The organism is Brachybacterium sp. JB7 (assembly GCF_003335205.1).
GTDB lineage: Bacteria > Actinomycetota > Actinomycetes > Actinomycetales > Dermabacteraceae > Brachybacterium > Brachybacterium alimentarium.
Window position 1 is genome coordinate 1 of record NZ_QPGN01000028.1, and the last position, 26,730, is coordinate 26,730.

A 26,730-nucleotide genomic window follows, 5' to 3' on the forward strand; every position below is an offset into this window, starting at 1 on the left:
GACCGCGGCCGGGAGCCCGGATCGCGCGCTCGGCGAGCGGCGTCCCTTCGGCGACGTCGACACCGCCGCCTCGGAGCGCACGGTGCGCGGCACCACGACGGGACGCCGCGTCGGCCCGCTCTCCGTGCCCGGATTCATCGTGGTGGTCCTCCTGGTCGTGGCCATCGCGGTCGCGGTCGCGGGGGGCCTGGGATGGCTCCCCCTCGGGGCGCTGGGCGTTGATCACCTCGGCTCGGAGGAGACGGCGTCAACACGTACGATGATCGAATCGGTCGGTGTCGGCCACGGCCCGAGGACAGGTGTTCAGTGAGCGAAGAGAAGGTCGTCCTGGGGGGTCGTTACACCCTGGGCAAGGTCCTCGGGACCGGCGGCATGGCGGAGGTGTTCCTCGCGGAGGACTCCCGCCTGCACCGCACGGTCGCCGTGAAGGTTCTGCGCTCGGACCTGGCCCGTGACGCCAACTTCCAGGAGCGGTTCCGCCGTGAGGCGCACAGCGCCGCCTCCTTGAACCATCCCTCCATCGTCGCCGTGTACGACACCGGCGAGGAGAAGCAGACCACCCTCACCGGGGCGGAAGTCACCATCCCGTACATCGTGATGGAGTACGTGCACGGCGACACCCTGCGCGAGCACATCGATCCCGAGCGCCCGATGGACATCCACCAGGCCGGCGAGATCATGGCCGCGCTGCTGAGCGCGCTGGAGTACTCCCACCGGGCCGGCATCGTCCATCGCGACATCAAGCCCGGCAACGTCATGATCAACGACAGCGGCGCGGTCAAGGTCATGGACTTCGGGATCGCCCGGGCCGTCGCCGACGCCACCAGCGCGATGACCGCGACCCAGGCCGTGATGGGCACCGCCCAGTACCTCTCCCCCGAGCAGGCGCGCGGCCAGCTGGTCGACGCCCGCTCCGACATCTACTCCGCGGCCTGCGTGATGTACGAGATGATGACGGGCCGCCCGCCGTTCACCGGCGACACCCCCGTCTCCATCGCGTACCAGCACGTGCGCGAGCACCCGCAGCCCCCGTCGGCCTACAACCCCGCGATCACCCCGGCGCTGGACGCCGTGATCCTCACGGGCCTGGCCAAGGACCGCGAGCAGCGCTACCCGAGCGCCGTCGCCTTCTCGCGCGACATCGCCGCCGTGGTCGGCGGCCGTGCTCCCGCCCTGGTCGCCGGGGCCGAGCCGGTGGGCGCCCCGGGCACGGACACCGCCCCCACGACGGTGCTGAGCCCCATGGACGACGCCACCGAGGCGCTGCCCGCCCTCGCCGCCGCGGGAGTCGGTGGCGCCGGTGCCGGGATGGCTGCCGCGAACTGGAGGACCGGTCAGAATCCGTCCGTGTCCCCCGGCATGTCCCCGCACTCCCCCGGCGAGGTCGAGGAGGAGCCCCGGCGCAAGCGGCCGTGGTGGCTGATCATCCTCGTGATCCTCGCCGTCCTGGCCCTGGCCGTCGCCGCGATCGCCATCTTCAAGCCGTTCGATCGCGGCCCCGAGATGGTGCCGGTCCCGACCGTCGCCGGCCAGACCGAGGACGAGGCGAGGTCGATCCTGTCCGACGTGGGCCTGGACCCGACGTTCGAGACGGTGCAGTCCCAGGAGGTCGACAAGGGCCTCGTGATCGACACCGATCCGGGAGAGGGGGACGAGGTCGCCGTCGGCTCCACCGTGACGGTGAACGTCTCCGCCGGTCCGGAGAGCGTGACGGTCCCTGAGGACCTGAAGGGGATGACGCGCGAGGAGGCCCAGACAGCGATCGAGGACGCCGGCCTGGTGATGGCCGAGGGCGATACGGAGGACGCCGCCCAGGAGCAGAACACCGTCACCAGCACCGATCCGCAGAGCGGGGCAGCGGTGGACAAGGGCTCCGAGGTGGTCGTGAACCTCGCCTCCGGCGACGTCGAGGTCCCCGACGTCGAGGGCGTCCAGTTCGACAAGGCCAAGGAGACCCTCGAGGCCCGCGGCTTCGAGGTGCCCGACGCCTCGGAGAAGGAGGACGCGGAAGCCGATCCCGGCACCGTGCTCTCGCAGACCCCGAAGGCGGCCAACAGCCCCGCGCCCTTCGGCTCGCGGGTGGACCTCGTGATCGCTGCCGCGCCGGGACCGGTGACGGTCCCGAACGTCACCGGCCAGTCCCTCGCCGATGCACAGAAGACCCTCAGCGATGCCGGCTTCGGCACCGAGCAGACGGAGGAGGACTCCGACTCCGTGCCCGAGGGCCAGGTGATCCGCACCGAACCCGGGGCGAACGAGTCCGTCGAGCGCGGCTCCACGGTGCTGATCATCGTCTCCAGCGGTCCGAAGGAGACGCCGTCCCCGTCGCCCACGACACCCACGGAGGAGCCGAGCGAGACGCCCACCGAGGATCCGACCAGCGATACCCCGACCGACGATCCCTCCTCGAGCGATTCCGAGGAACCCACGGACGATCCCACCGACGACGACTCCGGGGACGACAACGCAAACGGGAACGCTGAAGGCGCCGGGAAAGGCAGGGGCGCTGAAGATGACTGAGGCGACGCACGCGGACACGACGACGGCGGCCGGGTCACCGGCTGTGGAGCAGCATCCGGGCGAAGACGCGCGCATCCTCGTGATCGACAACTACGACAGCTTCGTCTACACGATCGTCGGGTACCTGCAGCAGCTGGGTGCGTCCACCGTCGTGGTGCGCAACGACGACGTGCCGGCCCTGGAGGACGGCGCCGTGGACCTCACCGGGTTCGACGGGGTGCTGGTCTCCCCCGGGCCCGGCAACCCCGTGACCGCGGGCCGGTCGCTCGACGTGATCGGGGCCTGCGCCGACAGCGCGACACCGATGCTCGGCGTGTGCCTCGGCCACCAGGCGCTCGGCCACTTCTTCGGAGCCACCGTGGAGCACTCGCCGCAGCTCATGCACGGGCGCACCAGCGAGCTGACCCATGACGGGCGCAGTGTGTTCGCCTGCGCGCCCTCCCCGATGATCGCGACGCGCTACCACTCGCTCTCCGTGGACCCGGACACCATCCCGGACGTCCTCACGGTCACCGCCCGCACGGCCGACGGCATGGTGATGGGGCTGGAGCATCGCCGGCTGCCTCTGCACGGCGTGCAGTTCCACCCGGAATCGGTGCTCACCGAGAACGGCCACCTGCTGCTCGCGAGCTTCCTCGAGCTGTGCGACGGGCGCGACGCCGCCGAGCGCGCCGAGGGGCTCAAGCCCCTCATGACCGCAGGCTGATCCCGGCCGGTCGCGCGTGGTCCCGCATGATCCCGGCCGCGCGTGATGTCCCGCGTGGTCACGCCCGCGCGTGATCCCGACCGGTCCCGCGCTCTCCTGCGCGATCCCGACCGTCGTGGGCGCCGCGGGGGAAGCCCGCGTCAGCCGGCCGTCGCGCTGTCGAGGGTCAGGGAGCCGGTGAAGGCGGGAAGGGTGACCTCGTCAAGGGTCTCGATGCGCTCGCCGAGGCGCACGTAGTCCACCCATTCCCGATAGACCTGGACCCCCGCGGTGGCGTCGAGCTCGGCGAGCATCTGGTCGGTCGGGCCGATCACCGTGATGGTGAAGGGCGGTGAGTAGACGCGACCCTCGAGCAGAAGCGTGTTGCCGGCGCAGCGGAAGGCGCTGCCGTTGACCACGCGCTGGTCCTGCAGCATCATCGCCTCGGCTCCGCCGGCCCAGAGCGCATTGATGTACGCCTCCATGTCCTGCTGGTGCACGACGAGGTCATCAGGCTCGACCCCGTCGATCGAGCCCAACGTGCTGGACGGGGCGTCGGTGAGGGTGATCCGCAGAGCGGGACCGCTGACCTCGTCCAGGCCGACGGCCGAGGCGACCTGCGCAGTGCGCTCCTGGGCGCGGAGATCGCCTCCGGCCTCGCCCGCAGACAGCTCGTCGATCGCGGCGCGCTTCTCCTCGGCATCGTCCGTGAGCTGCTCGATCGTGCGCCCGCGCTCGCGCAGCACCCCGGCCACGTCGCCGCTCTCGTCGCGGATCGAGCCGCCGCCGGAGATCCGAGCAGTGGTCGCGAACAGCACGCCGCACAGCACCATCACCAGAGCGAGGCCGACGCGCTGTCCGCGCCGGCCGGTCGCGCCCCGGCGGGGTGTCGACCGCTCCTCGGGGTCCGGGCTCGCCGCAGTGTCCACCCCCATGGCCCCTCCTTGCTTCGCGTGCTCAGCCGACGAGCATTACCCTAGGGCACGGTCCGCATCCGCGGACCCGTGCGGCACGCCCGCGCGAGAGGCCGCCTCGAGGGAGCACCGTTTCATGGCCACGAGCAGGAAGAAGGCGTCTGCACGCGCGAAGTCGACCGCGAAGGCCGATGCGCCCGGGACGGACGACCTCGACGGCCTCGACTCCGCTGACGGCGCATCGTCGGCCGACGAGCAGTCCGACGGCGCGAAGGACTCGAAGGACTCGAAGGACTCGAAGGACTCGAAGGACTCGAAGGACTCGAAGGACGGAGCGTCGTCCCTCGCCGCCGGCAAGGACCCCGTGAAGAAGTCCCGCCAGAAGGGCTCGAGCGCGGCGACCCCCTCAGGCAGCGAGGTCACGCAGAAGGCGAAGGATGCGTCGCGCACGTCATCCCCGAAGAAGGCCGCCGCAGCGGAATCCGCGCGCACCGGACGCCGTCGGGTCGCCGCCGTGGCGCCGAATCCGGCCTGGCTCGCCCCCACTGCCGTCGTGTTCCTCGTCCTGGGCCTCCTCTACCTGGTCACCTTCTACCTCTCGGCCGGTCAGCTGCCGCTGCCGATCGGCGACTGGAACCTGGCTGCCGGCTTCGGGCTCATGCTCGTGGGCGGCGGCATGCTGATGTTCTGGAAGTAATCCACGGCGCGTGGCAGGACCGAGACGCATGCCGGTGCTGCGCCCACGCCCCCAGGTGCGGCCGACGTGCCTCCCGGTGCTGCGGCCGCGCCCCGGGTGCTGCGCAGAGCGTCCGGGAAGGGCCGTTCCGGGCCGCCCCGGCTACGGTTCAGTCTCGAACCGGCGATGGGGACTTCTCCCCAGCGCAATCCTGGGAGTTCCCCGGTAGCCTGACCGGGTCGACCACCACCCGGGCAGTCGACGTCGGACTGATTCCACGGGGGCCACAATGGACACGATCACGTCACGCGGGAAACGGATCGCAGCGCTGGTGCTGCTGCCGTTCGTCCTGCTTCTCGCCGGCTGCGGTCGCCTTTCCGCCGATTTCGAGATCAAGGACGTCGACACTCTCGAGATCAGCATGGATCTCGCGATCGAGAGCAGTTTCCTCGACGAGATGGGGCAGAGCTTCGACTCCCCCCAGGCGATGTGCGACGACCTCACGGGGGGCATGGACGACGAGGTGCTGTCCGCCCCCGTCGAGGCCTATGAGGACGGCTCCACCTGGGGATGCCGCATCTCCGGCGTCAGCGACCGCGCGGACTTCGGCGAGGGGCTGGACCTGACCGAGCAGGACGGCGAGTACCACCTGACGATGGACCTGGGCTCCGAGGGCATCACCCAGTCGGACCTCGACATGATGGAGTCGCTGTACGGCATCGACATGTCCGACTTCGACTTCCAGGTCTCCTTCACGTTCCCGGGCAAGATCATCTCCTCCCAGGGCGGCGAGATCGACGGCAGCACCGTCACCTACACCGACCTCGCGGACTTCTCCAACGGCGTGGACATCACCGCCGAGGCCAACGGCTTCCCGTGGCTCGTCGTGATCATCGTCGTGCTGGTGATCGGCTTCTTCCTGCTGCTCGCGATCGCCGCGGTCATCTTCTTCCTGGTCCGTGCGCGGCGCCAGAAGAACAACGGCTCGGGCCCCAACGGACCGGGCGCTCCGGCGGCCTATGGTGCGGCGGGCGCCGCCGGCGCGGGCGTTGCAGGCGCGGCCGCCTCGCCGTTCGGGACCTCCCCGAGCAATGCTCCTCCCGCGACTCCGCAGGGCGGCCCGCAGTGGGGCCCGCAAGGCTCCCCCGCGGCCCCGCAGGGCGACCAGCAGGGCGGCGCGTTCGCCGCACCCCAGTGGGGCCCGCAGGGCACGCCTCCCGCGGCACCGGAAGCCCCGCAGTGGGGCCAGGCCTCGCCGCCCCCCGCCGCTCCGCAGGACGGGCAGCAGTGGGGCCAGCCCTCGCCGCAGCAGCCGGGCGGGGATCAGCAGAATCCGCAGGACGGGAACCAGCCTCCCCAGAATCCCGGCTGGTGATCCGGGGGTCGGCCGCCGATCCTGGGGCTGTGTGAGCAGCGTCATGGCCCCAGGATTGGCGCCGATCTGGAGCGTCGATTAGAGTTACTCAGGTCAGTTCAGCTGACAAGCGCCCGTAGCTTAACGGATAGAGCATCTGACTACGGATCAGAAGGTTGGGGGTTCGAATCCCTCCGGGCGCACTTTAGAGAAAGACCCCCACCAGCGGAAGCACTCCGCAGTGGGGGTCTTTTCCGTCTGTGCGAACACGGTCTGACCACGGTTCGGATCGAACCGCAAGGCGTGCGGTGCCCGGCGTACAGCGCTGGGCATGCGGCACCGGGCACGCAGCGCAGGATGCGGTGCCAGGCACGCAGCGCACGACGCGGCGCCAGGCACGCAACGCTGGCTGCGGCGCGGTGCGCGAAGCACCGGCGTACGGCCGGACGCGTCGAACAGCAGGGGCTGTTCGACGCGTCAGGCCGTACGGCCCGGATCGCATGCCGGCAGCGGGCTCAGCGCCCGGAGGCCACCACAGATCCCAGAGCCCAGCGCACTGTTCACCGCGCTGCGGCGAGCACCTCGCGCACGGAGCCCCAGGACTGCATGAGATCGCGTGCCTCGGAGTCGGCCTCCGCGGCGATCGCGTCCACCCGGGCCTGCTCGAGCAGCTCGTCGATCTCGATGCGGCCTCCGCGCTCCACGGAGGCGACAGCGGCCTCCACCATCGCGAAGCTGAGCAGGTTCTCGTGCACCTCGCACATCGGCGTGCGGCCCTCGCGCAGGGCGCTGACGCATTCGATGAGCGAGGCCGCGATCTGATCGGGCTCCTCGTCGGACTCGGCGTCGACAGCGGCCTGCAGCCGGGCGGTCTCCTCCTCGTCCTCGGTGCCGAGCACCGGGACGCCCTTGCCGTCCCAGGTCGCCGAACCCAGCTGGGCGCCGATCCGCCATTCGCTGTTCCAGTAGGTGGGCAGGCCGCGAGCGTTCCAGGTCCCGTTGTAGACGAACAACGACCCGTCGGACATCTCGAAGGTCGCGGTCACCGTGGCGTCGTGCTCGTACACGCTCCACTCCGGCTGCGCGCCCTGAGCGGTCACGGCGATCGGATCCGCATCCATGATGTAGCGGGCGGTGTCGAAGGCGTGGATGCCCATGTCCCGCAGAAGCGGGTGCTGCTGGGTGCGCCGATACCCCTCCATCTCGGTGAACAGCGAGAAGAATGCGCTGGTGAGCACCGTCGGTCCGTTCGCGGCGACGAAGCTGCGCAGCTGGCGCACCTGACGGAAGAACCGTCGGGACTGGGAGACCATGAACGGCACCCCGGTCAGCTGGGTGTGCGCGAGCAGGCTGATCGCCTCAGGCAGGGTCTCCGTGACCGGCTTCTCCCCGAGCACGGGGATCCCCGCGTGCAGGGCCTTGACCGTGACCGGGTGGTGGGCGACCGGGACCGTAGGATCGATCAGCAGATCGGCGCCGACCTCGAGAGCCAGCTCGACCCCGTCGGTGCCGGCGGCGACCGTGGACGGATCCGCGACGCCCGACTGCGCGATGACGCGCTGGGGGGCGCCCTCGACCAGATCCGCGACACCGACCAGCTCGGCGACGCCGCTCGCGACGACCTCCCGCGACCACCAGCTGCCCATCCCGCCGGCGCCGACGACCACGACCCGTGCAGGGCGGTCCGACGGCAGCCGGGGGAACCCGGTCAGATGGGGCGCGAGAGTGGGCGCTGCGGAGGTGTCCGTGCCGTGACCGGCGGTGATGTCGAGGTCAGATGACACGCGCAGTCCCCTCGGGATCGTCGGCACGGAACCAGTCGCGCGGAGCGTTGGCGATCTTGATCGGGGCCGACGGGCGCTCCTCGGGGCGGGCCCAGACCACGGCGTTGGCCAGCACCCGCTGGATCTCGCTCTGGTAGTAGACGGGGTACTCCTGGTCGCCGGGGCTGAAGTAGAAGACCTTGCCCTTGCCACGGCGGAAGGCGGCGCCGGAGCGGAACACCTCTCCCCCGGTGAAGGAGGAGACGAAGACGAGCTCGTCGGGCGCGGGGATGTCGAACATCTCGCCGTACATCTCCTGGGCAGGGATGACGATGGGGTGCGGAACGCCGCGGGCGATCGGGTGGGAACCGTTCACGGTCCACACCCGCTCCTCCTCGCCCTCGTTGCGCCACAGCAGCGAGCAGGTGGTGCCCATGAGCGCCTTGAAGGGCTTGGAGTAGTGGGCCGAGTGCAACGGGATCAGGCCCATGCCCTCGTGGACTCGGCGCACCACCCGGGCGACGACCTCGTCCGGGACGTCCTCGTGGGCCATGTGCCCCCACCAGGTGAGCACGTCGGTCTCGGCGAGGGCCTCCTCGGAGAGGCTCTCGTCGATGTCGTCCAACAGGGCGATCCTCACCTCGGCGTCGACGCCGTCGGCCGCGAGCACCTCGCGCAGACCGTCCGCGATGACGGTGTGCATGCCCTCGGGGTAGACCTCCTGGACCTTCGGATCGAACTTTTCGTGCCGGTTCTCGCCGAACACGGCGATGCGCAGTGTCATTGCAATCCTCTGTGATGTGACGGGGCGCCGAGAGTGTGCCCCCTCAGCGCGGTCCGTCCATCGTAGGGGCGCATTCCCACGAGGGAAGCGCCACGTCCACGACGCGCCGGAACGGATCCGACGAGAGGGCGGGAACCGCGCCGATGAAGGGGGCGCGACCGGACATCTCGGTCCCGGGTCCTGTCCCGTGTCGAAGCCGCGTGCCCCTATTGGAGCCGACGCCATGGACCGTGATCGACCTGTGACTCATTACTCATTGGTAGCGGGCTATGGTCGTCGACAGGTTCCCTCAATGGCGCGGGAACCTCTCGGCCTCGCTGTTCACTGCCGGCCTCGCCGCCTGATCGCGGCGCCCATCGCGCACCTTCCCCGTGCTCCGTTCCCACGCTCCACGCGCGTTCTCGGCGTCGGCCACGCCCATGCCTCCGTTCCGGGCGAGGTGCCCGACGAGGCATGGCTCAAGCGCGGCGGGCGCGCACGAGGTGGCCGCGCGCGCGAAGCTGCTCCTCGAGCGCGGTGGCGGTCTCCGCATGGGCACGAGCCGCACGGGCACGTCCCAGGGTCCCGCCGAGGGCCCGGCCGTCGTCGGCTTCCCATCGGTAGCGGATCACGGCGGTGCGGTCCGCGCTGCGGGGCACACCGTCACGACCCGCATCGCGGATCTCGATCCGAGCCGTCAGGTGGAATGCCTTCCCGGCGAGGCCGCCGAGCAGGATGGTGCGGCGACGGCTGCCGCACTCGAAGTCGACGCGTCCCACGCCGCGCTCACGCGGTCTCCAGCCGCGCCCGACGAAGAACTCCTCGACCAGCGCCCGAGCAGCGGCGGGGTCGCCCGCAATGACCAGCTCGACCCCGCCGGGACCTGACGTGCTCATCGAGCGGCCCGCGAGCCGTCGCCGCCGCACCCGGCGTCGCGGGCGGGCCCGCTGCCAGCACCGTGACCACTGCCGCGGCCGCGACCGCTGCCGAGGCGCCGCATCACCGCATTGCCCAGATGGGGGACCTCGCGGTGGTCATGAGGGTCGGCCTCCGCACCGACGGCGAGCGCAATCTGCAGCACGTCCCCGTGTGCGACCAGCACCACGGGCACCCCGGGGGCCGACTCATCGATCTCCGTGAGCAGCTGCCCGACCCGGGCTGCGACGTCCTCGACGAGCTCGACGCCCTCGCTCTGCTCGCCGCGTGCGCGGTCCGCCTCCCACACCTGGTCGTATGCGCTCGCGGGTCCTTCGTCATGGAGCCCGAAACGACGTTCGCGCAGTCGCGGGTCGCAGCGCGGAGGGCGCGCACCGAGCACGCCGGCGAACTCCTCGGCGGTCTGGAGGGCTCGGGCGAAGTCGCTGGAGACCACGAGCGTGTCAGTGTCCAAGCCCTGCGCGCGCGCCGAGCGCGCCGCATCGCGGGCCTGCTCCCGGCCACGAGGCGTCAGCCCCACCTCGGTCAGGGCGCGCGGGCCCGGCATCGAGACGATCACCCCGTCGACGTTCGCGGTGGACTCGCCGTGGCGCAGCACCCAGATGTCGGCCGGACCGTCGTCGGCACCCGTGGTGCCCATCGTGGCCGTGGTGCGGTGGTCGTGCGTCATCGCTCCTCCTGCCGGGAGAGGGAACCGGGAGCGCACCGCAATGCGGCACACTCCCGGTTCGCGGCGTCGGGTCATCCGGATCAGTCCGTCCGAATCGGGTCGTCCGGATCAGGCTGTCGTGCTCAGGGCGTGGTGACCTTGCCGGGGTTGAGGTTCCGGCCCGGGTCGTTGTCGGCGAACAGGCCCTTGACCATGCGCTCGCCGACCTCGCCGATGTCCTCCGTGATCCATGGCTGATGCTCCGTGCCCACGGCGTGGTGGTGGCTGACCGTCGAACCGAGGTCCACGAAGACCTGCTGCACGGCGTTCTTGGCCGCGTAGTACTGCTCCAGCGCCTGCTCGTCCGAGGAGTACGGGAAGGCGAAGGTGAAGTAGAGGCACGCGCCCGAGTGGTAGCTGTGCGACATGTGGCAGAACATGAAGCCCGGCAGCCCCTGGGCCTTCTGCACCGCGTAGAACGCGTCGTACACCGTCGAGTGGACCTCGTTGATGTTCGACCAGGTGGCGCCCGTATCGCAGACGTCGCCGAACACCTGGTAGTTCAGCAGGAAGTCGCGCAGGTAGGGGGTGTCGAACTTCTTCTGGTCGTAGATCGCGCCTGGGCCCGCCCCGAGGGTGATGCCGCCGGCGTTCTTCACGATCTTCTTCACGATCGACTTCTGCTGCTCGACGCTCTCCTTGGAGCCCTCGAAGCACACGTAGGAGATCGACATCTCGTTGGTCGTGTCCCAGCCCTTCGAGCGCAGGTAGGCGAACAGGCCGTCCTGCACCTTCGCGGCCACCTTGCCCTTGGTGGAGCTGGGCTCCTTGACCATCGCGAGGCTGAACTCGGTCTCGGGTCCGTCGGAGAGCCGGGTGAACGTGGGCGCGACGTCGGTGGAGCGGGCGATCGCGTGGATGCCGCGCACGCCGTGCTCCCAATCGGGGTACATGTAGGCGATCACCTGGCGCACCGGGGCGACGCGGTGCACCTGCACGGTGACCTCGGTGATCACGCCGAGGCGGCCCTCGCTGCCCAGGATCATCTCGTGCACGCTGGGGCCCGAGTCGCGGCCCGGGATCGCCTTGGTGACGGCCACGCCGTCGGGGTGGACCATGCGCAGCCCGCGCACGATGTCCTCGATGTCCCCGTACTTGTCGGACTGCATGCCCGAGGAGCGGGTCGCGGCCCAGCCGCCGACGGTGGAGTAAGTGAACGAGTCCGGGAAGTGTCCGACGGTCCAGCCCAGGGCGTTGAGCTGCTCCTCGAGGTCCGGGCCGTAGACGCCGGCCTCCACGCGAGCGAGGCCTGCGGTGTCGTCGATCTCGATGACCTCGCGCAGACGCCCGAGGTTCAGGGTGATCACGGGACGCTTCTCGTCGACCGCGGGAGTCACGGAGCCGGAGATGCAGGACCCGCCGCCGTAGGGGATCAGCACGAGATCCTTCTCGAGCACGATCTGCAGGATCCGGGTGACCTCGTCCTCGGAGACCGGGTAGACGACCGCGTCGACCAGGCGCTCGAAGTCGCCGGCGCGCACGCGGAACAGGTCCGGCAGGGAACGGCCGAAGGAGTGCACGACGCGGTACTCGTCGTCATCCAGCACGTTCTCCTCGCCGACCACGCCGGTCAGCAGAGCGCGGACGTCGGCGGGCAGCCGGCTCGCGGGCACCTCGTGATCCGACAGCTCCGGCTCGACGGGGATCGCCTTCGAGGCCAGGTCGACGCCCACCTTGTTCTTCGCCAGCGGGGCGAAGGCCGGCTTGTTGTCGTAGCGGAAGCTGACATCGTCCAGCCCCCAGCCCCACCACTTGTGCCGCTTGACCTCGCGGGCGCTCAGCCGTTCGCTCATGCGGTTTCCTCCTCGCCCCGGGGATCTGCTCCCAGGACCTCGTCGTGATTCTCGTCGTACAGGTTCTTGACCCGCTGCTGGATGCGGGCGGAGAAGTCGACCGCGGACTCGTTCTCCTCGGAGATCATCGGCTCCCCGAACACGACCGCGACCGGGGGGCGACCCTTCTCGGGCCAGTAGCGCCCCTTGGGCATCGCCTCGTAGCCGCCGATGATCGCCGCCGGCACCACGGGGACGCCGACCCCGATCGCGAGCGCCGCGGCGCCCGGCTTGAAGTCCGTCATGTGCCCCGTCGTCTGGCGGGAGCCCTCGGGGAACACCAGGATCGGCACCCCGGAGCGCAGCAGGCGGCGCGAGGTCCCGGAGTGCTTGCGGCTGCCGCCGCGATCGATCGGGAAGGCGTTCATCATGGTGCGCACGAAGATCCGGCGGTACCAGTGGTCGAACCAGTAGTCGGCGGCGGTGCCCGTGCACAGGTACTTCGCCTGGGTCCACGGCAGGCTCATCGCCAGCAGCGGACCGTCGACATGGCTGGTGTGGTTGGCGACCAGCACGAACGGGCCGCGGATGCTCCTCACGCGGCGATGCACGTCGACCTGCGGGGTGACCGCGGAGTTCACGACGGCGCGGAACAGCACGCGCTGCAGCACGAACCGGGCGGCCGCGCGCCACTGCGAGCGGTACTTGGCCAGCTCACCGGTGGGCTTCTCCCAGCCCTCGCCGCGCGAACGGGCAGAGAGCGATGCCATCAGGCGGCGGCCCGCGCTGGGCTCCTTGCGGTCTGCGGACTGCTTGCGGTCACCAGGCTGCTTGCGATCGCCGGCCTGCTTGCGATCGCCGGCCTGCTTGCGGTCGCCGGGCTGCGTGCGATCGCCGGGCTGCGTGCGACGCGCCGTGGCGTCCGCAGGTCCGGAGGAGTCCGCGGACCCCGAGGAGCCGACGGGCTCCGAGGGATCTGCCTGACCGTGCGCGGCGTTCTGCGGACTCATGCGATCACTTCTCCCGGCTGCGGCGATGGCTGAGCAGGGCGCTCAACCTGGCCACGATCCCACGCGGGGTGGCCCTGAGCACAGCGGAGATCAGCCTCCAGCGCTTGGACGGGATGGAGACCGGCTTGCCGCGGGCCACGTCGCGCAGGCACTCGGAGACCAGGCGGTCCGCATCGAGCCAGAGCACGCCCGGGATCGAGGAGCCCTTGATGCCGGCGCGGTCGTGGAACTCGGTGCGCACCCACCCGGGCATGAGCGCCGTCACCTGCACGCCGGTGCCGGCGAGCTGCACGCCGAGGGATTCCGAGTAGTTGCCCACCCACGCCTTGATGGCCGAGTAGTTGTTCTGCGTCACCAGTGCGCTCACGGAGCCGACATTGACGATCCAGCCGCGACCGCGCTCACGCATGCCGCGACCTGCCGCACCGCCGAGCTTGAGGACGGCGCGGATCATCACCTCGAAACCGAGGTCATGAGGGGTGATGTCCTCGTCCAGGAGGCTCGCGCGCACCGAGAAGCCGGCGTTGTTGATGAAGACGTCGACCGGATCGGTCGCGGTCTCCAGCCGTTGCGCGACCCGCTCCTGGGCAGCGCGATCGGCGAGATCGGCGACCATCGTCTCGACCTCGACGCCGTAGGTGCGGCGGAGCTGCGACGCAGCATCGTCCAAGCGGGTGGCATCGCGTGCGACCAGTACGAGGGAGGTTCCGCGGCCGGCGAAGGCTCTCGCGAAAGCGGCCCCGATGCCCGCGGTGCCACCGGTGATCAGGGCCCTATGCATGGCGGCTACGATACACTAGCGCCGCCCTGACCAGCGCGGAGAAGACCCCAGGTGAGGCACCCCAGGGGCTCGTCCAGCGCCACAGCGGCCACCGTCCTCCAGCTTCCCGCCGTACCCGTCCACAGAGGGATCCCATGTCGCACAGCACACCGCCCGCCGACCAGGCCGCCACCACCGGCGGAAGCCGAGAGGGTGACCGACGGATCCTGCTGACAGGCGTCACGGGCTTCCTGGGACAGGCGGTGCTGCGCTCCCTGCTGGAGACCACCGACAGCACCCATGTCACCGCCGTCGTGCGCCCCAAGGGCTCCCTGAGCGGGCGCAAGCGCCTCGAGCAGCTGCTGCGCAAGCCGATCTTCTCCTCCTGGGCCGACGCGCTCGGCGCCGACGGCAGCGACGGGAAGGCCGCCGTGAAGGCCGTCTTCGACGCACGCGTGGGGGTGCTCGAGGGTGATCTCACCGACATGCCCGCCCTCGAGGACCGCTACGACGTCGTGATCCACTCGGCGTCGTCCGTCTCCTTCGCCCCGCCGATCGACGAGGCGTTCCGCACGAACGTCGGCGGCGCCCGGAACCTGTACGAGGCGCTGCTCGCCTCCGGGCAGGATCCTCACGTCATCCACGTCTCCACCGCGTACGTCGGCGGCATGGCCAAGGGTCTGCGCCAGGAGGGTTCGCTCCAGACCGACGTCGACTGGCGCGCCGAGTACCAGGCCGCGCTCGAGGCCCGCGACCGCGTCGAGGCCGAGTCCCGTCGGCCCGAGACCCTGCGCTCCCAGATCCGCAGCGCGAAGCTGCGCGACGGCCGCATGGGCCCCAAGGCGGTGGCCGACGCCTCCGAGGAGGCCCGCCGCGCCTGGGTCGACGAGCGTCTGGTCGACTTCGGCCGCACGCGCGCACAGTCCGTCGGCTGGACCGACATCTACACCTTCACCAAGGCGATGGCCGAGCAGGTCGCCGAGGAGCTGTGGACCGCCAACGGCCACCGCGTCTCCTTCGTGCGGCCCTCGATCATCGAATCCGCGGTGCGCAATCCGTTCCCCGGCTGGATCGACGGCTACAAGGTCGCCGACCCGCTGATCATGGCCTACGGCCGCGGCGCGCTGCCCGAGTTCCCCGGCCTCGCCGACTCGATCCTCGACATCATCCCCGTCGACTTCGTGGTCAACGTGATCGTCGCCCTCGCCACCCAGGACGTCTCCCGGCGCGGCGACGACGCCTACTTCCAGGTGGTCTCCGGCGCCTCGAACCCGCTGCCCTTCCACGAGATGTTCACGGCGGTGCGCGAGTACTTCGTCAAGCATCCGCTCGAGGACGACAACGGCAAGCCGATCGAGGTCCCCGAGTGGAGCTTCCCGGCCGTGGAGATGGTCGAGCAGCGCTTCCGGGCCAAGGAGCTCGCCACGAAGGCCGGCTCGGCCGCCGTGGCCTACCTCCCCGCCACCAAGCGCACCCGCGAATGGACCTCCAGCCTGCACAAGGCCACCTCGGGGCTGACCACCCTGCGGATGTACATCGAGCTGTACCGCCAGTACACGAAGACCGAGATGGTCTTCGACGACGCCAACACCCGTGCACTGCGCGAGGAGCTGCCGGCCGAGTTCCTCGCCGAGCACGACTTCGATGTCACCGGGATCGACTGGCGCGAGTACTTCGGGGACCAGCATCTGCCGGCCATCACCGAGCTCACCAAGGCGTACTCCCGCGCGAAGTCCGCCCAGCGCAAGCGCGCCTCGCGCCCCGCCCCGGAGCTCAAGCAGAACGAGAACGCGCTGGCGGTCTTCGACCTCGACGGCACGGTGCTGGCGACCAACGTGGTCCAGCAGTACTTCTCCGCGGTGCGGGCCACCCGCCCCCGCCGCGCCTGGCCGGCCGAGCTCGGCGGCCTGCTCGCCTCGGTGCCCGGCTACCTGCGCGCCGATCAGCGGGACCGTTCCGAGCTGATCCGCCTGGTCAACCGTCGCTACAAGGGCTACCGCAGCGACGAGCTGCGCGCCGTGATGCAGGGCGAGGCCGGGCGCCGGATCCGCTCCTCGATCCGCCCCGAGGCCCTCGAGGTCATCGAGCGCCACCGCGCCGCCGGCCACCGGACCGTGCTCGTCACCGGTGCGCTGGACGTGCTCGTCGAGCCGCTGTCGGACCTGTTCGACGAAGTCGTGGCCACGCACATGGACGAGGACGCTTCCGGCGTCATGACCGGCTACCTGGCCACTCCCCCGCTGGTCGACGAGGCCCGCGCGAACTGGCTGAGCAAGTACGCCGACTCCCGCGGCGCCGACCTCTCCGCGTCCTTCGGCTACGGCGATTCCCACGCCGACGCCGCCTGGCTCGATCTGGTCGGCACCCCCACCGCGATCTCCCCGGACCTCGGGCTGTACGCGGTGGCGAAGAAGAAGCGCTGGCAGATCCTGGAGTGGTGACCGCCTGAGGTCGGCCCCGCAGCGCAGCAGTGCTGCGCAGCAGGACAGCGGCGCAGCTGCGCAGTGCTGCAGTGCTGCAGTGCTGCAGTGCTGCAGTGCTGCAGTGCTGCAGTGCAGCATGGGGCCCGGGCGGTGGGGAGTTGTCCCCATCGCCCCTGGTGAGGAAGTTCCCTAGTGTCGACGCCAGGTCGAGTAGCAGCTCTGTACGAGCGGATCGCACGGAGCGGATCGACCTGGGGGATGGCGACGGACGCGATCCCGCATCGACCCGAGGGGATCATCATGTCCAGGACCATCATCGCCCGCGGCGCCTCGCTCGCCGCCATCACCCTCCTCGCGCTGACCGCCTGCGGCGGCACCGAGGACAGCGACGCCGAGCGCGAACCCACCGGGCAGGCCGACGAACAGGCGCCGGAGCAGGATTCCGGCGCCGACGCCGCTGACGACGAGGCCGACGACCGTGCCGACGCAGAGGCGGACGACGCAGAGGCGGCGGAGGCTGACGCGGCGGGGGCGGAGGGCTCGGAGGCCGAGGACGGCGCGGCAGCCGACTCGGACGCGGCCGACGCCGACACCGACGCCGACGTCCCGGGCTCCTCCACGGAGGACGGTGCCGACTCCGACCAGGAGCCCGCCGCGGTGGACATCGGCACCGAGTTCACCGACGAGGAGACCGGAGACGTGATCACCGTCGTGTCCGCGCTGCGCGGCAATCCGACCGAGTACTACGCCGCGTCGGACAACCCCGATGGCGAGATGATCTACCTCGAGGTCGCCATCACCCCTGGTGAGGTGTATGGCGGAGTGGTCAGCCAGTCGGACTTCGTCCTCGACGACGACGGCGACGAGGTCAACTACGCCGCGAGCGCCGACGACGAGCTGACCGCTGCCGGCTACGACTACTTCGACGGCGCCCCGCGCCGCGACGGCGAGGCCACCGGCTACATCCCGATCTACGTCGAGACCACCGGAGATACCCTCACCGGCGCCTATGTGCGCCCCGAGATGAAGGTGCTCGGCGAGGACACCACCGTCCCCGAGTTCCGCGGCGAGTTCGAGATCCCCGCGGCCTGAGGAGAGTGGGGGTTCGCTGGTGGCCTGGGGTGGCCGGGCACTCGCGAGCCCCAGAGGTGGGCGGGGCGCCCGCGAGCGGCCCGAGGCGGCGGGGCGTTCCCGGTCCCAGATCGCGCCCGCTCGGGAAGCCCCTTATACTGCGAACGACTCTCAACAAGCAGGAATCAGCAGGAATCGGAGTGAGTCCCACCGTGATCCCCACCATCGCCCTGACCGGCTATCTGGGCGCCGGCAAGACCACGGTGCTGAACTCGGTGCTGCGCGCTCCCGGCGCGCGCTTCGGGGTGGTCATCAACGACTTCGGTTCGATCGACGTCGATGCGGCGCTGATCACGGGGCAGGTCGACGAGGCCGCATCGATCTCCGGAGGGTGCCTGTGCTGCCTCCCTGACAGCGGCGGGCTCGACGAAGCGCTGGAGAAGCTCTCGCATCCCTCCCTGCAGCTCGACGCCATCCTGGTCGAAGCGAGCGGGGTCGCCGAGCCGCTGGCGGTGGCGCGGCTGATCGGCGAGGCTTCCGCACACCGGATCCGGCCCGGCGGCGTGATCGAGGTGGTCGACGCCTGCTCGTATCTCGACACGGTGGACCCCGTCGGCCCCAGCGGGACACGGGGCGAGCCCCCGGCGCGTTTCGCCGCCGCGTCCCTGGTGGTGATCACGAAGACGGCGCTGCTCCCGCCGGAGCAGCACCGTTCACGGGTGGAGGAGATCACTGCGCGGATCCGGCTGCGCCAACCGGCGGCGCCTATCCTCGAGGCTCCCCACGGCACCATCGATCCCGCGCTCGTGGCCGACATCGCTCACCGCGAGGAACCCGACGGCCAGCTCCCCCTCGCCGAGATCACGCGTCAGGACCGCGAGGAGCGCGCGCACCACGACCACGTCCATGCGGACGTCGTGACCGTCCACGCCGCCGGGCCCGTGGAACCGGGAGCGGTGCTGGACCTGCTCGAGGATCCGCCGGCCGGGGTGTACCGGCTCAAGGGCACGATCACCGTGCGGGCCCCCGAGGGCGACCGTCACTGCGCGGCCCAGCTGGTGGGCCGCCACCTCCACCTCGCCCCCTGCTCTCCGGGCGGAGAGGACGGGCTGGTGGCGATCGGGCCGCACCTCGACACCACGTCCGTGCACTCCCGCCTGACCGCTGCGCTGCGGGAATCAGGCACGGCGACGGCCGACGGCCTGCGCCGGCTCGACCGTCGCCTGAGGCTCAGCGACCGCTCGAGGGGCTGACGTGCACCCGCCGACACCGTCGGCCCCGGCGACGCCGGCGCGCCTGGCGGCCACGTCGATACCGTCGGCCCCGTCGGTCCCGGAGGCGCAGGCAGCCCCGTCGGCCCCGTCGGCCCCGTCGGCCCCGACCAAACCTGCCCGACCGAAACGACCCAGAGCACCGGGGCCCAGAGCGCCGGCGCTCTGAGCAATACGGCTCAGAGCACCGAGGCGAGGAAGCCCTTGAGACGCTCGGACCGCGGCTGCTCGATGAGCTGGTCGGGAGTCCCCTGCTCGAGGATCATGCCGTCGTCCATGAACACGACCTGGTCCGCGACCTCGCGGGCGAAGCCCATCTCGTGGGTCACCACGATCATGGTCATACCGCCCTCGGCGAGCTCCTTGAGCACGGCGAGGACCTCGGCGACGAGCTCCGGGTCCAGCGCCGAAGTGGGCTCGTCGAAGAGCATCAGCTCGGGGTCCATGGCCAGGGCGCGGGCGATCGCGACGCGCTGCTGCTGGCCGCCGGAGAGCTCCGAGGGGTAGTGGTCGGCCCGGTCGGCGAGGCCCACGCGCTCCAGCAGGGACAGAGCGGACTTCTCGGCCTCCGCGGCGGAGCGTCCGAGCACCTGGATCGGCGCCTCCATGATGTTCTGTAGCGCCGTCATGTGCGGGAACAGGTGGAAGCGCTGGAACACCATGCCGATGCGCGAGCGCTGGTGGGCGATCTGGGTGCTGGGGAGCTTCTGCCAGCGGCCGTCGGCCAGAGGCTTCTCGGCGTATCCCTGGGTGACCCCGGCGATGCGCACCCGCCCGGCCGTCGGCTCCTCGAGCTGGTTGATGCAGCGCAGCAGCGTGGACTTGCCGGAGCCGGAGGGACCGATCAGCACGGTGACCTCACCGGCGGCGACGGAGAGGTCGCAGTTCTTGAGCACGTGCAGGTCGCCGAAGGCCTTGTGCACGCCCTCGAGCTCGATGAGGGGCGCCGCGGCACCGGCTGCAGCGTCGGATCCGGGATCAGGGACGGGCGCAGCACCGGGGACGGCTGCAGGGTCTGGGGGGGGCGCAGAATCGGGGGTGGGCGCAGGAGTGGCGGCGTGAGTCATCAGAGCTCCACCTCCGGGAGCGAGTCCTTGGGGGTCGTGCCGGCGCGGTTCACGGCCGACTGGCGGGAGCGCTTGGCAGGGCCGACGCCGCCGGGACGGTCGTCGAAGCCGCGGCCGAAATACCGCTCCAGGAAGTACTGGCCCACCATCAGCACGCTGGTGATCGCGAGATACCAGATCGCGGCGACGATGAGCAGCGGGATCGGGGCGTAGAGCTTGTTCGCGATCGCGTTGGTGGCGAAGGTCAGGTCGAGGGTGAAGGGCACCGCGAGCACCAGCGACGTGGTCTTCAGCATGCCGATGGTCTCGTTGCCCAGCGGCGGCACGATCACGCGCATGGCCTGCGGGATGATGATCCGCCGCAGGATCTTGCCGTTGCTCATGCCGAGGGCCTTGGAGGCCTCGGTCTGGCCCTTGTCCACGGAGTTCAGGCCCGAACGGAAGATCTCGGCGAGGTAGGCGCCCTCGTTCAGGCCCAGACCCACCACGGCCGCCCAGAACGCCGGGAAGTAGTCACGGGTGGAGAAGGAGAACCATTCGGGGCCGAACGGGATCCCGAGCGCGATCTTCGGGACGATGACGGTGAACAGGCCCCAGAACACCAGCTGGGTGTACACCGGGGTGCCGCGGAAGACGAAGATGTACGCCCAGGAGACGCCGCGCAGCACCGGGTTCTCGCTGCGCCGCATGATCGCGGCGGTGAGGGCGACGACCGTGCCGAGCACCATCGACAGCACGGTGATCAGCAGCGTCCAGCCGACGCCCTGGACCACCTTGACGTCCAGGATGTAGGTCGCCACGGTCGCCCAGTCGAACACCGGGTTCGTGATGAGGAAGTTGATCAGTCCGAGGACGACCAGCACGACCACCACAGCGCTGATCCAGGTGCCGGGACGCGGGCTGGCCTTGGCCCGGATCCGGTGCGGGATCGGATCCTCGGCACGACGACCGGCGGCGGCCGGCACGGGGGCGGGGGCGGGGGTCTGTGTGCTCACTGCTGCGGGTCCACTTCCGAGGTCTCGATCATGCCGTTCTCGTTGCCCCACGCCGCGAGGATCTCGCGGAGGGCGCCGGAGTCGATCAGGTGCTGCACCGCCGCGCGGATCGCCTCGGCCAGCTCCGGCTGGTCCTTGGCGACGACGAGGCCGTTCAGGGCCGCGTCCTCGATGTCCCCGACCTCCTCGAGGGTGCCGCGCGAACGGTCCACGGCGTAGGCGACGACGGGCGAGTCGCCGATCAGCACGTCGGCCTTGCCGCCGGCCACCGCAGTCGCGGCGTCGGCGTTACCCACATAGGGCTGGTCGACGATGCCCTGGCCGCCGGCGTCCCGGCACTCCTGGTCGCGCTCGACGACGACGTCGTCCATGTAGGTGCCCACCTGGTGGGCCACGCGGGTGCCGCAGAGGTCCGGCGGGGTGATCCCATAGGGGTTCCCGGTCTTCACCGCGTAGGACATCCCGGCGGCGAAGTAGGAGACCATCGAGACCTGCTCGAGGCGCTCGGGGTTGATGGTGAAGCTCGAGATCCCGACGTCGTACTTCGCGCCGATCGACGGGATGATCTGCGCGAACACCGCGGATTCGGTGCGGGTGGTCAGCCCCAGCACCTTGCCGACCGCAGCCAGGATGTCGATGTCATAGCCGACGGCCACCCCGTCGGAGCCCAGGAACTCCCCGGGGGCGTAGTTCAGGGCAGCGCCGTTGACCAGCTCGCCGCGCTCGCGGATCTCCTCCGGAACCAGGGCGGCGATGTCGGACTGCTCCTGGATGGCGTCGAAGTCGACGACGGGGATGGCGTTGGAGTCGGCGTCCAGACGGACGGACGCGTCGGTGCACGCGGCGAGCGCAGGCGTCAGCGCGGCACCGCCGAGGGCGAGCGGCAACGCGCGCAACAGGGTGCGCCGCCGGGGACGAGGTGAAGTCACGCGTGAATAGTATTCATGGCCATGCATGAAAACAAACCGATGTCGCGTGGTTCACCGAGGCGGCGTCGGCGCAGGTCTCGCGCGTGCCGTGCACGGGGCGCCGCGCACGGCCACCGCCCTCCTGCGACGTCACCCGAGCCTCATCGGCCCGGTGGTGGTCGGGGTCTCGCCGTCGGGCGCGCGAAGCCCGCCGTCCTGGGCGGCGACCACACCGTCCTGCGCCGCGAGCACGTCGTCCTGCGCGGTGGGCTCCTCGCCGAGCGCGGCGACCTCCTCCTGGGCGTCGAGGTCCACGGCGGCACCCTCGAACTGCGAGCGGTACAGCCGTGCGTACGCGCCGTCCTGCGCGATCAGCTCGTCATGGTCGCCCTGCTCGACGATGTCGCCGTCCTCCATGACGAGAATCAGGTCCGCGTCGCGGATCGTGGAGAGACGGTGGGCGATCACGAAGGAGGTGCGCCCCTCGCGCAGGCGGTTCATCGCGTTCTGCACCAGCACCTCGGTGCGGGTGTCCACGCTCGAGGTGGCCTCGTCGAGGATCAGCAGGCTGGGCTTGGCGAGGAAAGCGCGCGCGATGGTCATCAGCTGCTTCTCGCCGGCCGAGAGCGAGGACTCGTCGTCGTCCACGATCGTGTCGTAGCCGTCGGGCAGCTGCCGGGCGAAGTCGTCGACGTGGGTGGCGCGGGCGGCCTCGAGGACCTCCTCGTCGGACGCGTCCAGGCGCCCGTAGCGGATGTTCTCCCGGAGGGTCCCCTTGAACAGCCAGGTGTCCTGGAGGACCATGCCGGTGCGCTGGCGCAACTGGGCGCGGGTGAGGTCGCGGATGTCGATCCCGTCGACCGTGATCCGGCCGCCGTCGACCTCGTAGAACCGCATCACGAGGTTCACCAGGGTGGTCTTGCCGGCGCCCGTCGGCCCCACGATCGCGACCGTGTGGCCCGGATCGGCCACCAGCGACAGGTCACGGATCAGCTCGCGCTCCGGGGTGTAGGAGAAGCGCACGTGCTCGAACTCGACGCGCCCCTCGCGGATACCCGCAGCGGCGGTGTCCACCGTGGTCTCGGGCTCCTGCTCCCCGGCGTCCAGCAGCTCGAAGACCCGCTCGGCGCTGGCCACGCCGGACTGCAGCATGGTGGCCATCGACGCGATCTGGCTGAGCGGCTGGGTGAACTGGCGGGAGTACTGGATGAACGCCTGCACGTCACCGAGCGTGAGCTGGCCGGAGACGATCCGCAGGCCGCCCACGATCGCCACGACGACGTAGCTGAGGTTCCCCACGAACATCATCATCGGCATGATCAGCGAGGAGACGAACTGCGCGCCGAAGGTGGCCCTGAACAGCTTCTCGTTGCGCTCCTCGAAACGCTCGGCGATCTGCTCACGGCGGCCGAAGACGGTCACCAGGCTGTGCCCGGTGTAGGCCTCCTCCACCTCGGAGTTCATCACGCCCGTGGCGTCCCACTGCTGGGCGAACAGCTTCTGCGCCTTGGAGCCCACCACGGCCGTGAGCAGCACGACCACGGGGATCACGGCGAGCGCGATGAGCGAGAGCTGCCAGGAGATGGTGAGCATCATGACGAGCACGCCGATCACCGTGAGGATCGAGTTCACCAGACCCGTCACGGTGTTCATCAGGGTGTTCTGGATGTTGTCGATGTCGTTGGTGACGCGCGAGAGGATCTCCCCGCGCTTCATCCGGTCGAAGTACGCCAGCGGCAGCCGGTGCAGCTTCTCCTCCACATCGCGGCGCAGGCGATAGACCATGCGCACGATGATCCGGTTCAGGGCCACCCCCTGCAGCCACATCAGCAGCGCGGCGCCCACGAACAGGGCCACGGCCAGCGCGAGGGTCTGGTGCAGGGCGGCGAAGTCGATGCCCTCACCGGGGGTCAGGCGCATCCCGGACAGGAGATCCGCCATCTTCCCCTCGCCGGCGGCGCGCATCTGCTCGATGACGTCTGCCGGATCCGCTCCGGCCGGGAGGTTCTTGGAGATCAAGCCGGTGAAGATGATGTCCGTGGCGCGGCCCAGGATCTTGGGGCCGACGACGCTGAGCGCGACCGAGACCATCCCGATCAGGACCGCGAGGACCAGGTACTTGGCCTCGGGGCCGATCTCGCGCACCAGGCGCTTGGTCGAGGGCCAGAAGTTCTTGGCGCTCTGACCGGGCCGCAGGCCGCGCTCGGCGTCCTTCTCGCTCGCGATCTCGTCGGCCGCCTGCGCCTCGTCGCCTGCGGGCGCGTCCCCTGCGGGCGCGTCCCCTGCGGGCGGGTCGCCTGCGGGCTCCTGCTTCTTCTCGGAGGAAGTCATCAGGCCACCTCCTCCTCGACGCCCTGCGAGCGGACGATCTCCTGGTACGTCTCCGAGGTCTCGAGCAGCTCGGAGTGGGTGCCCTGATCCACGATGCGCCCGTTGTCGAGCACGAGGATCAGATCGGCGTTGGTGATGGTCGTGACGCGCTGGGCGACGATGAGCACGAGGGCGTCGCGGGTCTCCGGCGCGAGCGCCGCCCGCAGCTTGGCGTCCGTGGTGAGGTCCAGCGCGCTGAAGGAGTCGTCGAACAGGTACAGCGACGGCGTCGCGGCGAGCGCGCGGGCGATGCACAGGCGCTGGCGCTGACCGCCGGAGACGTTCGTGCCGCCCTGCGCGATCGGCGACTCGAGCTCGGTGGGCATCGAGGCGACGAAGTCGCGGCCCTGCGCGACCGTCAGCGCATGCCACAGCTCCTGCTCGTCGGCCGACGGATTCCCGAATCGCAGGTTGCTCGCGACGGTGCCGGAGAACAGATAGGGACGCTGCGGGACCAGGCCCACGCGCTCCCAGAGCACCCGGGCGTCGAGGTCGCGCACGTCGTGACCGTTCAGCAGCACCCGGCCCTCGCTCGCGTCCATCAGGCGCGGCACGAGGTTGATCAGGGTCGTCTTGCCGGCGCCGGTGCCGCCGATGATCGCGACGGTCTGGCCGGCGCGCGCGGAGAAGGAGATCCCCTGGAGCACCGGGCGCTCCGCCCCGGGATAGGTGAAGGAGACGTCCTCGAAGGTCAGCTCGATCGGCCCCTCGATCTCGCGGACGCCGTCGGTGCGCTGGACGACGCTGGTCTCGGTGTCGAGCACCGCGGAGATGCGCTCGGCGGAGACCATCGCACGCGGGATCATCATCGTCATGAACGTCGCCATCATGACCGCGATGAGGATCTGCATGAGGTACGCGATGAACGCGGTGATCGAGCCGACCTCCATCTGGCCGGAGTCGATGCGCGGCGCCGCCACCAGCAGCACCATCACGCTGGAGACGTTGAGGATGAACATGATGATCGGGTTGATGAGGATCATCAGCAGGCCGATGCGACGGTTGAGGTCGGTGAGCTGGTCGTTGACCACGCCGTAGCGCTCACGCTCGCGATCCTCGCGCACGAAGGCGCGCAGCACGCGGATGCCGGTGATCTGCTCGCGCAGCACCCCGTTGATGTCGTCGATCTTCCCCTGCATCTGTTTGAACAGCGGTGCCGCCCGAGCGATGAGGATGCCGACGGCGACCAGCATGATCGGCACCATCACGGCGATCAGCCAGGCCATGCCCGGCTCCACGCGCAGCGCCAGCACCACGCCGCCGATCCCCGTCACCGGTGCCTGCACCAGCATGTTCAGGGAGAAGAACACCAGCATCTGGACCTGCTGGACGTCGTTCGTGGAGCGCGTGATCAGAGACGGAGTGCCGAATTCGCTGAGCTCGCGCGGCGAGAACGAGGACACCTTCGAGAACACCGTGGTGCGCAGATCCTTGCCGACCCGCATCGCCGAGCGCGCGGCGAAGAAGTTCGCAGCGACCAGCGCCACGATGTTGCCCAGGGAGATGACCAGCATGATCTTGCCCAGATCCCAGATCACCGGCACGTCCGCCTTCGCGACGCCCTTGTCGATGATGTCCGCGTTCAGCGTGGGCAGGTACAGCGCCGCCAGCACTCCGACGGTCTGGAAGACCACCACCAGGAGGATCCAGAGCCAGTACGGCTTCACGGATCTCAGCGCGAGTCGCAGCAGGGTCACAGGGCTCCTCCGGGTACGGGCACCGGCCGGCCGTGCCTGTGCGCCTGAGGAAGCATAGACCGCATAGCACAGCTCCAGCATCAGACTTCCGTCGTTTCATCTGATGGCGGATTCGGGCGGCGGCCGAGACATCGCACGGCCGCGACAGCAGGGCGCCGGGAGTCCGCACGGCGCTGGCAGCCGGCGGCCGGGAGCCCGCACGGCGGCGAAAGCCGGGTGCGGATGAAGCGGCGGGAGGGCGGGCGACGCAGGCAGCGGGGGCGACGGCCGGTCGCGCAGCGGGGGTGACGACCGATCGATTTGAGGCCCGATCCAAGGACCTCCGGGCTGTCCGAGTGACGGGACCGACCCTCCGTTCCCCGCGCCAAGGTGCGTCGTCTACCGTGGTCCGCGTGAATCGCCCCGTCCAACGCATCGTCATCGCCGTGCTCGCCATCCTCCTGGTGGTGCCGCTCGGCGCCGTCGGGATCACCTCCCTGATGAATCCCGACGCGGACGAGCAGGAGACAGCGCAGGACCAGGGGCAGGAGCAGCCGACCGACGACCGCCCCACCGTCGACCCGGCGCAGCAGCCCCCGCGCCCAGAGGTCGCGAAGCCTGAGGCACCCGCCGGCCTCACGGAGCAGACCCCCGAGGGCGCACAGGCCACGGTCACCTACCTGCTGGATTCGTACACCTACATGATGACCAGCGGCGATGTCTCGGTGTGGGAGAACTCCGTGGACCCCAAGTGCGAGGTCTGCACGACGTTCCTCGGCAACGCTGAGCTGCTCGCCGAGCAGGACGGCTACCTGGTCGACGGCGGCTTCGACGTCAGCGACACCGCCTTCGAGGGCAAGGGCGAGCCGCCGGCCACCGGCGAGGTCACTGCCACCTTCACCCAGGCCGCGAGCATCATCGTCGACGACCCCCGCTACGAGGCCACCCCCATCGACGAGGTCTCCGGACAGATCGTCGCCCAGGTCGCCTGGGACGGCGACCGGTGGCGCGTGACCGACATGAGCCTCGCGACCGCCGACGGCGCGGGCGACGGCACGGGCGACGAGGCCGGCCCGGGTGACGGGGC

Annotated in this window: 21 protein-coding genes, 1 tRNA gene and 1 pseudogene; 10 read left to right on the forward strand and 13 right to left on the reverse strand. The window is 70.3% G+C overall.

Annotation, left to right across the window (positions count from 1 at the left end; genetic code table 11):
- The 3 genes and pseudogenes from CIK81_RS17055 to CIK81_RS17065 all read left to right on the forward strand — a co-directional run.
- Positions 1 to 310, forward strand: a pseudogene (locus CIK81_RS17055) (serine/threonine protein kinase); the annotation flags it as partial.
- A complete protein-coding gene (gene pknB / locus CIK81_RS17060; RefSeq protein WP_096166657.1) occupies positions 307 to 2,520 on the forward strand; it encodes a Stk1 family PASTA domain-containing Ser/Thr kinase in 2,214 nt (737 codons plus the stop codon). The pseudogene CIK81_RS17055 and the gene pknB, both read left to right, overlap by 4 nt.
- Positions 2,513 to 3,226, forward strand: coding sequence for an aminodeoxychorismate/anthranilate synthase component II (locus tag CIK81_RS17065; protein WP_096166656.1), 714 nt, complete (start codon positions 2,513 to 2,515; stop codon positions 3,224 to 3,226). The genes pknB and CIK81_RS17065 overlap by 8 nt, the downstream gene beginning before the upstream one ends.
- A gap of 140 nt (positions 3,227 to 3,366) precedes the next feature.
- Here the strand turns inward: CIK81_RS17065 and CIK81_RS17070 are convergent, their stop codons facing one another.
- A complete protein-coding gene (locus tag CIK81_RS17070; RefSeq protein WP_096197472.1) occupies positions 3,367 to 4,140 on the reverse strand; it encodes a DUF881 domain-containing protein in 774 nt (257 codons plus the stop codon).
- Between the two features lie 115 nt (positions 4,141 to 4,255).
- Between CIK81_RS17070 and CIK81_RS17075 the strand changes: the two genes are divergently transcribed.
- The 3 genes from CIK81_RS17075 to CIK81_RS17085 all read left to right on the forward strand — a co-directional run bounded on the left by CIK81_RS17075 (position 4,256) and on the right by CIK81_RS17085 (position 6,352).
- Positions 4,256 to 4,816 (forward strand): cell division protein CrgA, encoded by a 561-nt coding sequence (locus CIK81_RS17075; protein ID WP_114355959.1) that lies wholly within the window; start codon positions 4,256 to 4,258, stop codon positions 4,814 to 4,816.
- A gap of 268 nt (positions 4,817 to 5,084) precedes the next feature.
- Entirely contained in the window at positions 5,085 to 6,170 is a 1,086-nt protein-coding gene (locus tag CIK81_RS17080) for a hypothetical protein (protein WP_114306056.1), read from the forward strand.
- Between the two features lie 109 nt (positions 6,171 to 6,279).
- Positions 6,280 to 6,352, forward strand: a tRNA-Arg gene (locus tag CIK81_RS17085).
- A gap of 357 nt (positions 6,353 to 6,709) precedes the next feature.
- Here the strand turns inward: CIK81_RS17085 and CIK81_RS17090 are convergent.
- From CIK81_RS17090 to CIK81_RS17120, 7 genes are all read right to left on the reverse strand, one after another.
- Positions 6,710 to 7,933, reverse strand: a complete 1,224-nt coding sequence (locus CIK81_RS17090) for a Gfo/Idh/MocA family protein (protein ID WP_241964240.1) — start codon at positions 7,931 to 7,933, stop codon at positions 6,710 to 6,712.
- A complete protein-coding gene (locus tag CIK81_RS17095) occupies positions 7,923 to 8,696 on the reverse strand; it encodes a ThuA domain-containing protein (RefSeq protein WP_096166652.1) in 774 nt (257 codons plus the stop codon). Before CIK81_RS17095 ends, CIK81_RS17090 begins: the two co-directional genes overlap by 11 nt.
- 458 nt (positions 8,697 to 9,154) lie before the next feature.
- A complete protein-coding gene (locus tag CIK81_RS17100) occupies positions 9,155 to 9,571 on the reverse strand; it encodes a hypothetical protein (RefSeq protein ID WP_096166671.1) in 417 nt (138 codons plus the stop codon).
- A complete protein-coding gene (locus CIK81_RS17105; protein WP_241964241.1) occupies positions 9,568 to 10,281 on the reverse strand; it encodes a histidine phosphatase family protein in 714 nt (237 codons plus the stop codon). The genes CIK81_RS17100 and CIK81_RS17105 overlap by 4 nt, the downstream gene beginning before the upstream one ends.
- A 122-nt stretch (positions 10,282 to 10,403) precedes the next feature.
- A complete protein-coding gene (locus CIK81_RS17110) occupies positions 10,404 to 12,113 on the reverse strand; it encodes an FAD-binding oxidoreductase (RefSeq protein WP_096166651.1) in 1,710 nt (569 codons plus the stop codon).
- Positions 12,110 to 13,102 (reverse strand): lysophospholipid acyltransferase family protein, encoded by a 993-nt coding sequence (locus CIK81_RS17115; protein WP_096197467.1) that lies wholly within the window; start codon positions 13,100 to 13,102, stop codon positions 12,110 to 12,112. Before CIK81_RS17115 ends, CIK81_RS17110 begins: the two co-directional genes overlap by 4 nt.
- 4 nt (positions 13,103 to 13,106) lie before the next feature.
- Complete coding sequence (locus CIK81_RS17120; protein WP_096166649.1) at positions 13,107 to 13,883, reverse strand: SDR family oxidoreductase; 777 nt, start codon at positions 13,881 to 13,883, stop codon at positions 13,107 to 13,109.
- Positions 13,884 to 14,017: 134 nt separating this feature from the next.
- Here CIK81_RS17120 and CIK81_RS17125 point away from each other — a divergent pair, with 134 nt between their 5' ends.
- The 3 genes from CIK81_RS17125 (at position 14,018) to CIK81_RS17135 (ending at position 18,609) form a co-directional block, all read left to right on the forward strand.
- Positions 14,018 to 16,303 carry an HAD-IB family hydrolase gene (locus tag CIK81_RS17125; protein WP_096197466.1) on the forward strand — a complete coding sequence of 762 codons (2,286 nt, stop codon included), beginning with the start codon at positions 14,018 to 14,020 and terminating at the stop codon, positions 16,301 to 16,303.
- A gap of 282 nt (positions 16,304 to 16,585) precedes the next feature.
- Positions 16,586 to 17,377, forward strand: a complete 792-nt coding sequence (locus CIK81_RS17130) for a hypothetical protein (protein WP_114355961.1) — start codon at positions 16,586 to 16,588, stop codon at positions 17,375 to 17,377.
- A gap of 179 nt (positions 17,378 to 17,556) precedes the next feature.
- On the forward strand, positions 17,557 to 18,609 hold the full coding sequence (locus tag CIK81_RS17135; RefSeq protein WP_241964242.1) for a GTP-binding protein: 1,053 nt from the start codon (positions 17,557 to 17,559) through the stop codon (positions 18,607 to 18,609).
- A 197-nt stretch (positions 18,610 to 18,806) separates the two neighbouring features.
- Here CIK81_RS17135 and CIK81_RS17140 read toward each other — a convergent pair whose 3' ends face one another.
- From CIK81_RS17140 to CIK81_RS17160, 5 genes are all read right to left on the reverse strand, one after another.
- Positions 18,807 to 19,694: an amino acid ABC transporter ATP-binding protein gene (locus tag CIK81_RS17140; protein WP_114355960.1), complete on the reverse strand. Its 888-nt coding sequence runs from the start codon at positions 19,692 to 19,694 to the stop codon at positions 18,807 to 18,809.
- Positions 19,694 to 20,623 carry an amino acid ABC transporter permease gene (locus CIK81_RS17145; protein WP_241964243.1) on the reverse strand — a complete coding sequence of 310 codons (930 nt, stop codon included), beginning with the start codon at positions 20,621 to 20,623 and terminating at the stop codon, positions 19,694 to 19,696. The genes CIK81_RS17140 and CIK81_RS17145 overlap by 1 nt, the downstream gene beginning before the upstream one ends.
- Before the next feature lie 62 nt (positions 20,624 to 20,685).
- Positions 20,686 to 21,618 carry an ABC transporter substrate-binding protein gene (locus CIK81_RS17150; RefSeq protein WP_096166646.1) on the reverse strand — a complete coding sequence of 311 codons (933 nt, stop codon included), beginning with the start codon at positions 21,616 to 21,618 and terminating at the stop codon, positions 20,686 to 20,688.
- A 129-nt stretch (positions 21,619 to 21,747) separates the two neighbouring features.
- Positions 21,748 to 23,928, reverse strand: coding sequence for an ABC transporter ATP-binding protein (locus CIK81_RS17155; RefSeq protein WP_096166645.1), 2,181 nt, complete (start codon positions 23,926 to 23,928; stop codon positions 21,748 to 21,750).
- Positions 23,928 to 25,664: an ABC transporter ATP-binding protein gene (locus CIK81_RS17160; protein WP_096166644.1), complete on the reverse strand. Its 1,737-nt coding sequence runs from the start codon at positions 25,662 to 25,664 to the stop codon at positions 23,928 to 23,930. The genes CIK81_RS17155 and CIK81_RS17160 overlap by 1 nt, the downstream gene beginning before the upstream one ends.
- A gap of 392 nt (positions 25,665 to 26,056) precedes the next feature.
- On the opposite strand from CIK81_RS17160, the gene CIK81_RS17165 reads away from it, so the two are divergent.
- Positions 26,057 to 26,730 (forward strand): DUF6318 family protein (locus CIK81_RS17165; protein WP_114355962.1); only part of this gene is annotated, 674 nt, incomplete at its 3' end.